Below are 13,823 nucleotides of genomic sequence, written 5' to 3'. Positions count from 1 at the left end.
GACACACAATGAAAAAATATAACCTTATAACCGCCTCTCTTTTAACGTTAGGTTTAACGGCTTGCGGCGCTCAAAACACAAGCACGACTAACGAAAGTACCACAGCACAGGTTACATCGGCACCAGGCGCCCCAGGCGCACAGCCTTTTTGGGCTTATGCGGGTAAAACAGGTATTGGTACATCATACGAGCAATACCAAAACGGCCAATACACTGATGCAGCTGCAACGGGGGATGTGTCTAAAGTATGGTTTTCAATAGCTAAAGGTATGATCACCGAAACCATGTTTGGGCTTATTCACCAAGCACAAATAAAAGACATGCAATTTATAGTAACAGGTAAAGATTTTACCGTTAGTGAAGCGGATGATTTAAATGTCACCATTGATTACTTGCATAAAGATGCACAAGGTCGCCCGTTATCGCTGGCTTATAAAGTAACAAGCACTGATAAACAAGGCCGCTTTAGCCTAGAAAAACACATATTTACTGACCCAGATGGGCAAACCCTGTTTGTACGCAGCATATTTAATACTGAGCTTGAAGGGCTAAAAGCGTATGTGTCTGTTAATCCGTACATTAATAATAACGGCTTAGGTGACTTTGCTAAAACAACAGAGAAAGGGCTTGTAGCATGGGAAGATGATAACTATTTATCACTTCAATCCGCATCACCATTTAAAGCAAAAACAGTTGGGTTTACAGGAAAAAGTGACGGCATTAATGCACTTAAAACTACGCAATCTATAACTACCCAATACACAAATACTGGCGAAACGGCTGGTAATGTGAGCATGCTTGCAGAGCTTGGCGAGATAACTGCAAATACCACTTTTGATTTAGCCCTGAGCTTTGGTAAAACGCAGCAGCAAAGTATAAAGCAAGGCGAAAAAAGCTTAGCTAAAGGCTACCAAGCGGTGCTCGATCACTACAATGGCAAGGGTGAAGCGCTAGGCTGGGAAGATTACCTACAAAGCCTAAAACCGCTTAATACCATGGTTGAACAAACAGCCGATAACGGTAAGCTTTTATACACCAGTGCCATGGTATTAAAAGCACAAGAAGATAAAACACACGCAGGGGCATTAATTGCTTCTTTATCTAACCCATGGGGCGAAACGGTTTCAGCCAAAGAAGGTTCTACGGGTTATAAAGCGGTATGGGTGCGCGATTTTTATCAAGTAGCCATGGCATTTATGGCGCTTGGCGATACTGCCACAGCAAAAACAGCGTTCGAATACCTTGAAAAAGTGCAAGTAAACAGCAAAACACCAGGTAATAAAGGCGATACAGGCTGGTTTTTACAAAAAACACACGTCGATGGTGAGTTAGAATGGGTAGGAGTACAGCTTGATCAAACTGCTATGCCTATCATGCTGGCATGGAAGTTACATAAAGCCAACGTACTTAGCGATGAAGAGCTAAAAAGCTGGTACGGCAAAATGTTAAAACCAGCGGCAGATTTTTTAGTCGAGGGGGGACTTGCTAAAATTTTGTGGAACGACACACAAATTACACCTCCGGCAACACAACAAGAGCGCTGGGAAGAGCAAAGCGGTTATTCGCCATCTACAACTGCGGCAATAGTGGCAGGCCTTATTACCGCAAGTGATATCGCAACGCTTAGTGGCGATGATAAAAACGCGCAGCGCTACCTTGCCACGGCTAAAAAATACAGCAGCGATATTGAATCGCAAATGTTTACTACCGAAGGTAACTTAAAAGGCGAAAATAGCGATGGCGAATACTTTATTCGCATAGGCCAAGATACCGATGCAAACTCAAACACTAAAATTAACGCTAATAATGGCCGCGAAGGGTTTAATAAAAAGCAAATTTTAGATGGCGGGTTTTTAGAGCTAGTACGCTATGGTGTACGCGGTGCAAATGATGAAAGCATAGTTAAAACACTACCTGAGTATGACGACGAAACACTAGAAGATAACCTACAAGTTAAATACAGCTTTAGCTTTGACGATGGCAGCGGCACTTTTGCTGGCTACCGCCGCTATGGCAATGATGGTTACGGTGAAGATGAAGTTAAAGGCACAAACTATGCTGAGGGTGGCAGCAATACACCTGGCCAACGTGGGCGTGTATGGCCATTTTTCACCGGTGAGCGCGGGCATTACGAAATCGCAGCAGCTAATGCAAACAACGCTCTGGATGATGCTAAACAGGCGCAAATTAAAAACAGCTATGTAAAAGGCTTAGAGCAATTTGCTAATAATGGCCTTATGTTACCAGAGCAAGTATGGGATGGTGTAGGGGTTAACAAAGCAGGTTATGAGCTAGGCGAGGGGACTAATTCAGCAACACCATTGGCATGGACTCATGCCGAGTATATTAAATTAGTTCGTTCACTGAGCGACAAACAAGTTTGGGATCATTACCCAGTTGTTGAGAAAGCTTTAAAATAAGGCTAGTTCAAAATGTAAAATTAAAGCCACGGTTAACAGCCGTGGCTTTTTTGTATCTAAACGGGGTGTTTATGCTTAGTAAGCACAATGACGTTGAGTGATAAATTCTTAACTAGACCCTCTGGCAATTAATACCGGCGGTAAAAGGGTGCTTTGCACCTCTTCTTCGCGTATTAATTTAAGTAAGTTCTCTACTAACATTTGCCCTGCGACGGTGGTGTCTTGCGCTATGGTTGTAAGCGGTGGGTTTATGTAGCTTGCAATGGCTATGTTATCAAAACCGACCACGGCCACTTCGTTAGGAACATTAATATTAGCTTCTTTTAAAGCGCGAATTGCACCAATGGCAATTAAATCACTGGCGGCAAATAAGGCGTTAAATTTTATGTTATTAGCAATAAGTGAGCGTGTAGCATGATAACCAGACTCTTCAGTTGAAATAGCATTGGCCATTTTTCGCTCATTAATGGTTATACCATTAGTAAGTAGCTCATCTTTAAACCCCTGAAAGCGGGCAAAAAATTCTGGGCTGTGATCAGATGCATCACCGATAAACGCGCAATCGGTGCGGTTATGGGCAATTAAATGGCCAGCGGCTAGTTTGCCCCCGCCGTAGTTGTCGCAGCATACAGTAAGATCTGGGCGGTTATCTACTGTGGCGCCCCAGCATACAAACTTAGTGTTTTGGTCAAGCAAGGTTTTAAATTTTGGTTGAAAGTCTATGTAATCACCATAGCCGAGCAAAATAATGCCATCGGCTCTGTGGCTGTCTTCGTAGTCGGCTTGCCAATCGGCGCTAGCTGATTGAAACGATACCAATAAGTCGTAACCTTCTTTTGCACACGCACGAGTAATACTGCCCAGCATTGATAAAAAGAATGGATTTATTTGTGATTCATCTGATGTTGGGTCTTCAAACAACAATAGCGCAAGGGTACTACTTTGCTGAGTACGTAAGTTGCTGGCATTTTTATCAACTTTATAGTTAAGTTGTTTTGCTATGTCGTGGACGCGTTTGCGTGTTTCTTCATTAACAAGGGGGCTGTTACGTAAAGCGCGAGATACAGTTGATTGTGAAACCCCTGCATAATGGGCAATGTCAAATGAGGTGGCTTTACCTTTCATTGATACAACTTAATTAAATGCTAAATAATTGTGTCATTTTCGACTATTAGTGAATTATTTCAAGCTTTTTGCGATTTATTATTGATCTAATCCTGACACCGGTGTCATAATGCCAATGTTTTATCATTTTGTTGTCAAAACGTATTAGCTGCTATTTTATATAGCAGCCTTTTTTACTGTGATAGCTACTTTGAGGTGATAGCTCAAAGTGTATAAATAACAACGCATAGCTGTTGTAAAATAATAAGCATAAGCCGCTTACACAAAAGAGATAATACCATGAGCCAAAATTCTTCTGCCCAGTTTAACCCTATCTTAGTTGCCGATATTGGTGGCACCAATGCGCGCTTTGCATTAATTACCGACTTTAATGAGCAAACTAACCAATTTGTTATTGAGCATATTAACATATTTCCCAGTGCTAATTTTGGCTCATTAGAAAGCGCACTTGAACAATACTTAACAACGATTCCTCATGTTACGCCAACTCAGGCATGTTTAGCTGTTGCAGGCCCTATAAAAGCAGGCCAAGTGCATTTAACCAATTTGGGTTGGCATTTTAGTGTTAGTGAATTTAAAGCACATTTTAATCTAACACAATTAGAAGTAATTAATGACTTTGCTGCTTTTGCCTATGCAGCGCCTTATTTAGACTCAACGCAAAATATTACTATTAAGCCTGGTCAAGCCGATGCAAATGCAAATATTGGTGTTATGGGACCAGGTACTGGCTTTGGTGCTGCGTGTTTAGTGCGTACAGCGCAGTCAACTGCAGTGTTAAGCTCTGAGGGCGGGCATATGTCGCTTGCTCCTGTAAACGAGCTAGACGCTTTATTAATTAACGAGCTTCGTAAAGAGCACCCTCATGTATCTATAGAAACTGTTTTTTCAGGCCCAGGTATTGCTCATTTATACAAAGCAATGGCAGCCGTGAAAGGGGTTACAGCTAAAAATTTAGACGCAGCACAAATTAGTAGCCTTGCAAACAGTGGCGAGTGTGAAGTGTGCAATGCAACGCTTAATCAGTTTTGTGATTGGATAGGCAGTGTGGCAGGCGATTTAGCGGTAGTATACGGCGCATTAGGTGGCCTATTTATAGGCGGCGGTATTTTACCGCGTATGCAAACGCGATTACTTGAAAGCCGTTTTGTAGAGCGTTTTTCGCAAAAAGGTGTTATGTCGCAATATGCAGGGCAAATTCCAGTCACTTTAGTAACACAAGATAACATACCGCTAATTGGGGCGGGTGCGTGTTTATATAACAGCAAGTAAATTTGCTTAATGGTTGTATTTGGATAATGAACAAATGAAAAAAGTAACCATAAATAGCGTAGCAAGCCATGCAGGCGTTTCTAAAAAAACCGTGTCGCGGGTTTTAAATAATGAGCCTAACGTGAGTGCAGCTACGCGCGAAAAAGTACTTAAAGTATTTAAAGAGCTTGATTACACGCCTAACCCAATAGCACGCGGACTTGCGCAAAATCGCAGCTTTATTATTGGCTGCTTATACGACAACCCCAGTAAAAGTTATATAACTCGCGTACAAACGGGTGCGCTTGCTGCCTGTAAAGAAAATAACTACAACTTACTAATACACCCGTGTGAATTACGTGGCGATGATTTAATTAACGATATAGAGCAGTTATTACAAACCTCGCGTTTAGATGGCGTAGTACTTACCCCGCCATTTGGTGATTTTGAAAAGCTCGCTAATTTTTTAAAAGCTAAAAAAATACCCTATGCACGGGTTGCCTCGGCACTGCTAGAAGATGATTCAATTTCAGTGCGCAGTAATGACGAGCAGGGCGCTTATGAAATAACCGAGCACTTAATTTCGCTTGGTCATAAGTCGATTGCTTTTATTAAAGGCCACCCTGATCACAGTGCTACGCAACAGCGCTTTAAAGGTTACAGACGAGCGTTGGCAAGCCACGGTATAGAATTTGACGAGCGCTTAGTAGAAGAGGGTAACTTTAGTTATCACTCAGGTGTAGACAGTGCGCGCAGCATTTTAGATTTATCGCCACGTCCTACAGCGGTATTTGCATCAAACGATTACATGGCGGCGGCGGTATTAAAACTTGCCACACAGCGCCAATTACGCGTACCCGATGATATCTCTATTGCAGGGTTTGATAACGCACCAATTGCACGCCATATATGGCCGGGCTTAACGACTATTGCACAACCTGTAGAAGAAATGACTAAACAAGCTGTTACGCAGCTTATATCGCATATTTCGCAGCCACAAGAGCAGCCGTATCAGGTAACGCTAGAATCACGCTTAATTACCCGCGAGTCTACTGCTGCAATAAAATAACCCCCTTTTTTGTTTTTCACAGTAACCCGAATTTGAGTGACGCTAATTCGGGTTTTTTTTGTGCGGATTTTAGCAAATAAACTAAAATTAGCATGGTCATTAATTGGTCACGTTAAAATTTTACACTATTTTTGTTACTCAGGGTTGACACCGGTGTCAATGCTATGCGTTAATACAGTGACACCGGTGTCAGGGTTGTTGTGAGAGGCTCCCTGGTAGCGTACCTTTGAACGGGTAAATCAAAGATGCTCAGTGCAGTTATTTACGTGGAGTCTGTAATTGCTACTGAGCCTTTTTCCTCTAACTAATAGAGATGAGCTAAATTATGTTGCACCCTCGCATTGAAGAAGTCACCCAACGCGTTATTGAACGCAGTAAACAAACCCGTCAAGATTATTTAGATCGTATTTCGCACGCAAAAAAACAAACAAGAGTCCGTGCCGGGCTAGGCTGCGGAAACATCGCTCACGTTATGGCTGCGTGTAGCAGCGACGACAAAGCGCGCTTAAAGGCTGATGAGCAGCCAAATCTTGCTATTATCAACTCATATAACGATATGCTTTCGGCCCATGTGCCATACAAAGATTTCCCAGATTTAATTAAAGACCTTGCTACTAAGTACGACGCCACTGCCCAAGTTGCAGGCGGTGTGCCAGCAATGTGTGATGGCGTTACGCAAGGGCGTGACGGCATGGAATTATCGCTTTTTTCTCGCGACGTAATTGCTATGTCTACTGCGGTATCACTATCGCATGACGTATTTGACGGCGTTTTTTGTTTAGGCGTATGTGACAAAATTGTCCCAGGTTTATTAATTGGTGCCTTATCTTTTGGTCACTTACCGGTATTCTTTTTACCTGCTGGGCCAATGCAATCTGGTATTCCTAACAAAGAAAAAGCACGTATTCGCCAAAAATTTGCACAAGGTTTAGTAAGCCGTGAAGACTTACTTGAAGCTGAAAGCGCCTCGTACCACAGCGCAGGTACTTGTACGTTTTACGGTACTGCTAACTCAAACCAAATGTTAATGGAAATAATGGGCTTACACCTTCCAGGTAGCTCGTTTATTAACCCTTACACTGAGCTTCGCGATGGTTTAACAGGTAATGCTGTAGAAACCATGCTTAAGCAGCTTACAGATGATAAAGAAAGCCCGTGTTTAGCAGATGTAATCAGCGAAAAAACCATTATTAATGGTTTAGTTGGCTTGCTATCTACAGGTGGCTCAACTAACCACGCTATTCATATTGTTGCTATCGCAAAAGCGGCGGGTATTCAAGTAACGTGGAAAGACATGTCTGATTTATCAGAAGTTGTACCACTACTTACGCGTATTTACCCTAACGGCTCAGCCGATGTAAACCATTTCCAAGCCGCGGGCGGTATGGGCTTCTTAATGCGTGAATTAGCCGGCGCAGGTTACTTGCATACTGATGTTAAAACAATGCTTGGTGAAGGTTTAGCGCCTTACATGATGGAGCCGCGTTTAGATAAAGACGACAGCTTAATTATGAGCAACTCAACAGGCCCTTCAAAAGTGAAATGGGTAGATTGCCCAGAAAACTCACTCGATGAAGAAGTACTGCGTCCAATTAGCAATCCATTTAGCAAGCAAGGCGGCCTACAACTACTTACAGGTAACCTAGGTAAAGCAGTCATTAAAGTCTCTGCTGTAGCCACTGAGCATCAAGTAGTAACAGCCCCAGCTAAAGTATTTAGCTCTCAAGGCGAACTGCAAGAGGCATACAGCCGTGGCGAGTTAAACCAAGACTTTATTGCCGTGCTTAAAGAGCAAGGCCCTAAAGCGAAAGGTATGCCAGAGCTGCATAAATTAACGCCAGTAATGGCAACACTTCAAGACGAAGGCTTTAAAGTAGCTATTGTGACTGATGGCCGTATGTCGGGCGCATCAGGTAAAGTGCCTGCTGCTATTCACTTAGCGCCAGAAGCTGTTGAAGGTGGCATTATTGCAAAAATTCTTGAGGGCGATTTAGTAACCCTGGATGCGCCAAACGGAATATTAAAAGTACATGTTAGCGACGAAGAGCTTGCTAAGCGTGAACTACAACTTAGCCAACCAAGCTTAACCTTTGGTACCGGCCGAGAGTTATTTACTGGATTTAGAAATATTGTAAGCAGCGCCGATTTAGGTGCGAGTGCTTTTGGACTTGAATAATAATTGCCACACACTGGGTAATGAGGAACAAGTAATGAGTATTGAAAAAATCTTAGCGTCGGCACCTGTGGTGCCAGTGGTTGTAATCGAAAAACTAGAAGATGCAGCACCACTCGCTAGAGCGTTATACAACGGTGGCTTAAAAGCCCTTGAAATTACGCTACGCACGCCTGTTGCAGTGGAAGCTGTAAAACTAATGAAAGCAGAAGTTCCAGAAGCTTACGTTGGTACAGGTACAGTGGTTGATAAAGCTAGCTTTGATGCTTCAGTAGAAGCAGGCGCTGATTTTATGGTAAGCCCAGGTGTAAGTGATGAATTATTAGCATTAGCTAAAGATTCAGACATCCCTTTTTTACCGGGTGCAGCAACTGCAAGCGAAGTAATGCAGTTAGCAAGCCATGGCTTTAAGTACTTAAAATTCTTCCCTGCAGAGGCTGCAGGTGGAACGGCAATGCTTAAGTCGATTGGCGGGCCATTGCCGCACATTACTTTTTGCCCAACCGGTGGTATTAGCCTAGCAACAGCCCCTAATTACTTAGCGCTTAATAACGTTATTTGTGTTGGTGGTACGTGGATGCTAGATAAGCAACTAATTGAAAACAAAGACTGGCAAGCCATTGAAGCGCTTGCTCGACAAGCAAGTGAAGTTAAATAGGAGTCTAAAAATGATTAATGTAGCAATTAATGGCTATGGCCGTATCGGTCGCAACGTATTACGTGCACTTTACGAGTCAGCACAAAACAGTGAAATTAAAATTGTAGCAATTAACGATTTAGCACCGGCTAACGTAAATGCGCATTTAACACAATTTGACTCAGTTCACGGTCAATTTTCTCAAAAAGTAACGTTATCAGATAACACTATGCTGATTGGTGATGACGTAATTACTTTGACTCAAGAGCGTGACCCTGCAAACTTACCGTGGAAAGAGTTAAACGTAGATATCGTTTTAGAATGTACTGGTTTTTTCACTAAGCGTGAAGACGCAGCTAAGCACATTACAGCAGGTGCTAAAAAAGTTATTGTATCTGCTCCTGGTAAAGATTTAGATGCAACGGTAGTACATGGTGTTAACAGCGACGTAATTAACGCTGATAGCAACATTATCTCTAACGCATCATGTACTACTAACTGTTTAGCGCCAATTGCAAAAGCAATTAACGACACAGTAGGTATTGAGCAAGGTAGCATGACTACAATTCATGCTTATACAAACGATCAAAACTTATCTGACGTTTATCACCCAGACCTATACCGTGCACGTAGTGCAACTCAGTCTATGATCCCAACTAAAACAGGTGCTGCTGCAGCTGTTGGCTTAGTACTTCCTGAGCTTGCGGGTAAATTAGACGGTATGTCGGTACGTGTACCTACTATCAATGTTTCTTTAGTTGATTTTACGTTTATTACTAAGCGCGAAACAACAGCTGAAGAAATCAACGAAGTAATGAAAGCCGCAGCAACAGGTTCAATGAAAGAAATTTTAGAGTACAACGAGCTTCCGCTTGTTTCTATTGATTTTAATCACAACCCTGCGTCATCAATTTTTGATGCAACGCAAACTAAAGCTGATGGCAAACTAGTTAAAGTAATGGCTTGGTACGACAACGAGTGGGGTTTCTCAAACCGCATGTTAGACCAAGTTAAAGCATTAGGTCAGTACTTATAATTGACCCTGTAAAAGTTTAGCTTTATCCAACCAAGCCTGCATTATGCAGGCTTTTTTATTTTGATCGATTTATACCCACTCGTTTAATAAAGCGCTTAGCTCTTTAAAACTAGGGCGCGATGCAATATCCGTATTTATAGCACGCGCTGCTATATCGGACATTTTATTAAACAGTTCGTTTTGCTTATCTGCAGTGCTAACAGTGCTTAATAAGTCCTCAATTAAGCAACCAAAAGCACGTACTTCTACTAACAGTATTTGCTGTTGCTGATATTCGCTAAGCATGGCTAAATTTGTTGCAGCACCAAAATCACCAAATAAAACATCGTATTGCTCGTTGATCATGGTGTTATGGGCGTAAATATCGCCATGGCTTACGTAATTATCATGTAGGTGAGTTAGCGTATTTGCCATCTGTTTTGCTATTTTATAAACAGCTTCAATAGGGTAATTACAACCGTCATTAAATGTATCGCGCGTACAGGTTTCTAAACTTGGCGGCAAACCTAAATTAGTAAAGCGTGTATCTATTAGCTCCATAACTAAACCAAGCTGTGTGCTTTGCTCTATGTAGCTTAATACGTTAATTAAGTTTTTATGATAGCCTGCTTGTAAACAGCAGTTTACTTCATCAAGTGGGTAGCCATCGCTTGTTATTGCCCCTTTAAATAATTTTACCGCCACATCGTGCTGTGCTGTTTTAGCTAAATGAATAATGCCCGATGCACCTTGGCCAATTACTTTTTTAAGCTCAAAATTTTCAAGTGGCGTGTTTTGTAAACGACTGTTAGTTAAGCACTGAGCTTTATTAAATGCATTACCCGCAAAGGCAAGCCAAGCAAGTTTGGGGAGTTCTAATAGCCAATTATCAAGTTTTGTTAGGTTATTAGCAGAGAGCCTAACTAGCTCTAAATTAGTACAAGAGGCCATACTCGCGGGTAGTTGTTTTAGGTTATTTCCTGCAAGGGCGAGCTTTTTAAGCTGTGTGTAATTACCAAAGTCACTTGGCAATGCGCTTAATTTGTTATCGGTCAGTATTAACCATTCAATATTTTTAGGTAAGCTGTTTAGTGCAAACTCTGTTATTTGATTGCCTTTAAATGCAACCATAATTAAAGCAGGGCACTTAGCGAGTACTTTAGGTATATGTTTAAATTGGTTAAACGATAAGAACACCCGCTTAAGCTTTGTTAAGCATGCAAACTCATCTGGCAGTGTAGTGAGATTATTGTTTGATAAATCGAGTACTTCTAAGGTATCTGCAAGGGTTAAAATTTCTAAAGGAAACTCAGTTAAGCCTTCTACGAGTTGTAAGCGAGTAACACCATTCAACCTACCAGACTTAAGCTCTGCAAGGGTATTCATAAATTTTCACAAGCCTTTTAAAATAAAAAAGCCAACATCGCTGTTGGCTTAAAGTAAATACGTTTAGTAAAGTTTAAAATTGCGCGTTATGGTAAACGTTTTGCACGTCGTCACAATCTTCAAGCATGGCTAAAAAGCGCTCCATTACTTCTACGTCTTCACCTTCAATAGGGGCTTCAACTTGTGGTACAAACGAAATTAAATCTACGTCAAAATCTGTAATACCCATTTCTTCAAGCGCTGTACGGGTGTTGTTGTATTCTGTATGTGGTGCAAAAACCGTCACTTTACCGTTTTCTACTTCTACATCTGTTACATCAACATCGGCCATCATAAGGGCTTCTAGTACAGCTTCATCGTCATCGCCATCAAAAACAAAAATAGCGAGGTGATCAAATAAATGTGATACCGAATTTTGTGCGCCTATTTTAGCGTTTGCTTTGGTAAAACAAATACGTACATCAGCAAACGTACGCTTATTGTTGTCGGTTAAACAGTCAACAATAATCATACAGTTACCAGGGCCGTAACCCTCATAACGTGTGGCTGCGTAATCTTCACCGCCGCCGCCTTTGGCTTTGTCTATTGCGCGCTCAATAACGTGTGCGGGTACCTGGTCTTTTTTAGCGCGCTCGATTAAACGGCGCAGCGCAAGGTTACCATCTGGATCTACGCCACCATTTTTAGCGCAAATGTATATTTCTTTACCGTACTTAGAATAAACTTTAGTTTTAGCACCCGCAGTTTTAGCCATTGAATCTTTTTTGTTTTGGTAAGCTCTTCCCATCTGCGTTTCGCCTTAATATATGTAAATTATTGAATAAAATTGCAAGGCCGTATTCTAAAGGTAAAGCCGCAGTATCGCCAGTAAATGGCGTTAATTAATCTTCCTGCTGCTGTAATTGCCACATTTGAGCGTATTGTCCGTTTTGTAATAAAAGCGCTGAATGTGTGCCTTGCTCAACTAGTTCGCCCTTTTTAAATACTAATATGTTATCGGCATCAACTATAGTTGATAGCCGGTGTGCAATCACAATACTGGTGTGGTTTTGAGTTACATCGCGCATTGCCTTTAAAATGGCTTGCTCCGCGTGCGAGTCGAGCGCCGAGGTTGCCTCATCAAAAATTAAAATAGGAGATTGCTTTAAAATTGCACGTGCAATTGCAATACGTTGTTTTTCGCCGCCAGATACTTTTAAACCGCGCTCGCCTACCAACGTTTTATCGCCTTGCGCTAAAGTTGAAATAAAGTCTTTTAAATGGGCCATTTCTATTGCCTTATCTATTTCATTATCGCTTGCTGTGGGTCTGCCATAGGCAATGTTTTCGCGTATGCTGGTGTTAAATAGCACGGTGTCTTGTGGCACTATAGCAATGGCTTTACGCAGGCTATCGAGGGTGACGGAGTCTATAGCTTGGTTATCTATGGTTATACTGCCCGCGCTAATATCGTAAAAGCGATAAAGTAACCGCGCCAACGAGCTTTTACCTGCACCACTTGCACCTACAACGGCAACCTTACTGCCTGCTTTAACTTGAAAGCTAATATTACTAAGAATAGGGCGGCTGGCATCGTAACTAAAACTGACATTATTAAAGGCTATATTTCCTTTGCTAACACAAAGGTGTTGAGCATGGGGTCGCTGCGTTACCTGTGGTTTTTTATTAAGTAAGCCCAGCATGTTTTCTAAATCGGTTAGGGCGCGCCTTATTTCTCGATAAACAAATCCTAAAAAGTTAAGCGGCAAAAATAATTGGATCATGTAGGCGTTTATCATTACAAGTTCGCCAATTGTTAGAGCGCCCGTTACCACTTCTTTGGCACCTAACCACATTAGCGCTGTAATAGCGCTTGCAATTATTAACGCTTGGCCTGAATTAAGCGCAAGCAACGACATTCTATTTTTTAAACGGGCGGTTTCCCAATTTGCTAAAAAAGAGTCGTATGTTTTAGCTTCAAATTCTTCGTTATTAAAATATTTTACAGTTTCGTAGTTAAGCAGGCTGTCTATGGCGCGCGTATTACTAAGATTATCGGCGGCGTTTGCCTCACGTATAAAGCGGTTTCGCCACTGCGTTACTGTTACAGTAAAGGTAATATAAATAGCAACCGCTAATAAAGTTATTAATGCAAACCAAATAGAGAATAGCGAGCCAAAAATAATAGCAACGGTCAGTATTTCAAAAAGGGTGGGGACAATATTAAACATTAAAAAACGCATTAAAAAGCTCAGCCCACTAGTACCACGCTCTATATCACGGCTTATTCCACCTGTTTGCCTATCGAGATGAAAAGCAAGCTCTAGCGAGTGTAAATGTTTAAATACTTTTAACCCAATATCACGCATCGCGTGCTCTGTCACACGAGAGAACACCGCATCTCTTACTTCGCCTAAAAACACGCTGGCAAACCTAAGCCCACCATACATAAGCAATAGTAATGCAGGGATAACTAAAACTGGATTAATTGATTTATCAACCGAGTCGATAATTTCTTTTAATGCCCAAGGCATTAAAAGAGTTGCGCCTTTAGCTCCTATAAGCGCTAAAAGGGCTAAAAGTACGCGCCCTTTAAATTTAGTAATGTATGGCCACAGCGTTTTAATGCTTTGTTTTAAGGTCATTGCATCGGCGCGTTTTATAGTACTGTGTTTAGAGCGCATTACGGATCTCAGTCAAATAAATACTTAATTAATATGCATTGTATTTTAAATACTTGCCCATATATACTACGCATCCCTTATTTT

The 13,823-nt window shown here is 41.6% G+C and carries 10 protein-coding genes; 6 read left to right on the top strand and 4 right to left on the bottom strand.

Annotated elements, in window-relative coordinates; genetic code table 11:
• The first annotated feature begins 8 nt into the window (after positions 1-8).
• A complete protein-coding gene (locus SJY38_RS07395) occupies positions 9-2,420 on the top strand; it encodes a glycoside hydrolase family 15 protein (RefSeq protein WP_377109507.1) in 2,412 nt (803 codons plus the stop codon).
• A gap of 108 nt (positions 2,421-2,528) precedes the next feature.
• On the opposite strand, the gene SJY38_RS07390 is transcribed toward SJY38_RS07395, so the two are convergent.
• A complete protein-coding gene (locus SJY38_RS07390; RefSeq protein ID WP_054982417.1) occupies positions 2,529-3,545 on the bottom strand; it encodes a LacI family DNA-binding transcriptional regulator in 1,017 nt (338 codons plus the stop codon).
• 279 nt (positions 3,546-3,824) lie between these two features.
• On the opposite strand from SJY38_RS07390, the gene glk reads away from it, so the two are divergent.
• The 5 genes from glk (at position 3,825) to gap (ending at position 9,711) form a co-directional block, all read left to right on the top strand.
• Positions 3,825-4,817 (top strand): glucokinase, encoded by a 993-nt coding sequence (gene glk / locus SJY38_RS07385; protein ID WP_377109506.1) that lies wholly within the window; start codon positions 3,825-3,827, stop codon positions 4,815-4,817.
• Positions 4,818-4,851: 34 nt separating this feature from the next.
• The gene (locus tag SJY38_RS07380) at positions 4,852-5,865 is read left to right on the top strand and encodes a LacI family DNA-binding transcriptional regulator (RefSeq protein WP_024034047.1); all 1,014 of its coding nucleotides are present in this window, start codon (positions 4,852-4,854) and stop codon (positions 5,863-5,865) included.
• Between the two features lie 325 nt (positions 5,866-6,190).
• Entirely contained in the window at positions 6,191-8,041 is a 1,851-nt protein-coding gene (edd, locus tag SJY38_RS07375; RefSeq protein WP_029773525.1) for a phosphogluconate dehydratase, read from the top strand.
• 34 nt (positions 8,042-8,075) lie between these two features.
• Positions 8,076-8,696: a bifunctional 4-hydroxy-2-oxoglutarate aldolase/2-dehydro-3-deoxy-phosphogluconate aldolase gene (eda, locus tag SJY38_RS07370; protein WP_004587806.1), complete on the top strand. Its 621-nt coding sequence runs from the start codon at positions 8,076-8,078 to the stop codon at positions 8,694-8,696.
• A 10-nt stretch (positions 8,697-8,706) separates the two neighbouring features.
• Positions 8,707-9,711, top strand: a complete 1,005-nt coding sequence (gene gap / locus SJY38_RS07365; protein ID WP_029773117.1) for a type I glyceraldehyde-3-phosphate dehydrogenase — start codon at positions 8,707-8,709, stop codon at positions 9,709-9,711.
• Positions 9,712-9,780: 69 nt separating this feature from the next.
• Here gap and SJY38_RS07360 read toward each other — a convergent pair whose 3' ends face one another.
• The 3 genes from SJY38_RS07360 to SJY38_RS07350 all read right to left on the bottom strand — a co-directional run bounded on the left by SJY38_RS07360 (position 9,781) and on the right by SJY38_RS07350 (position 13,739).
• The gene (locus SJY38_RS07360; RefSeq protein WP_377109505.1) at positions 9,781-11,076 is read right to left on the bottom strand and encodes a protein kinase; all 1,296 of its coding nucleotides are present in this window, start codon (positions 11,074-11,076) and stop codon (positions 9,781-9,783) included.
• A 73-nt stretch (positions 11,077-11,149) separates the two neighbouring features.
• Positions 11,150-11,863, bottom strand: a complete 714-nt coding sequence (locus tag SJY38_RS07355) for a YebC/PmpR family DNA-binding transcriptional regulator (RefSeq protein ID WP_004587809.1) — start codon at positions 11,861-11,863, stop codon at positions 11,150-11,152.
• Positions 11,864-11,957: 94 nt separating this feature from the next.
• Complete coding sequence (locus SJY38_RS07350) at positions 11,958-13,739, bottom strand: ABCB family ABC transporter ATP-binding protein/permease (RefSeq protein ID WP_377109504.1); 1,782 nt, start codon at positions 13,737-13,739, stop codon at positions 11,958-11,960.
• Positions 13,740-13,823 lie beyond the last annotated feature (84 nt).

Origin of the sequence: Pseudoalteromonas sp. R86517 (genome assembly GCF_042466295.1) — a bacterium.
Lineage (GTDB): Bacteria > Pseudomonadota > Gammaproteobacteria > Enterobacterales > Alteromonadaceae > Pseudoalteromonas > Pseudoalteromonas atlantica.
Note: the sequence above shows the minus strand (reverse complement) of the source record. Positions and strands in the feature narration are given on the sequence as shown.

Coding starts and splice junctions, on each gene's coding strand:
- SJY38_RS07395 (WP_377109507.1), top strand. CDS start 9: ATGAAAAAATATAACCTTATAACCGCCTCTCTTTTAACGTTAGGTTTA.
- glk (WP_377109506.1), top strand. CDS start 3,825: ATGAGCCAAAATTCTTCTGCCCAGTTTAACCCTATCTTAGTTGCCGAT.
- SJY38_RS07355 (WP_004587809.1), bottom strand. CDS start 11,863: ATGGGAAGAGCTTACCAAAACAAAAAAGATTCAATGGCTAAAACTGCG.
- gap (WP_029773117.1), top strand. CDS start 8,707: ATGATTAATGTAGCAATTAATGGCTATGGCCGTATCGGTCGCAACGTA.
- edd (WP_029773525.1), top strand. CDS start 6,191: ATGTTGCACCCTCGCATTGAAGAAGTCACCCAACGCGTTATTGAACGC.
- SJY38_RS07360 (WP_377109505.1), bottom strand. CDS start 11,076: ATGAATACCCTTGCAGAGCTTAAGTCTGGTAGGTTGAATGGTGTTACT.
- SJY38_RS07350 (WP_377109504.1), bottom strand. CDS start 13,739: ATGCGCTCTAAACACAGTACTATAAAACGCGCCGATGCAATGACCTTA.
- eda (WP_004587806.1), top strand. CDS start 8,076: ATGAGTATTGAAAAAATCTTAGCGTCGGCACCTGTGGTGCCAGTGGTT.
- SJY38_RS07380 (WP_024034047.1), top strand. CDS start 4,852: ATGAAAAAAGTAACCATAAATAGCGTAGCAAGCCATGCAGGCGTTTCT.
- SJY38_RS07390 (WP_054982417.1), bottom strand. CDS start 3,545: ATGAAAGGTAAAGCCACCTCATTTGACATTGCCCATTATGCAGGGGTT.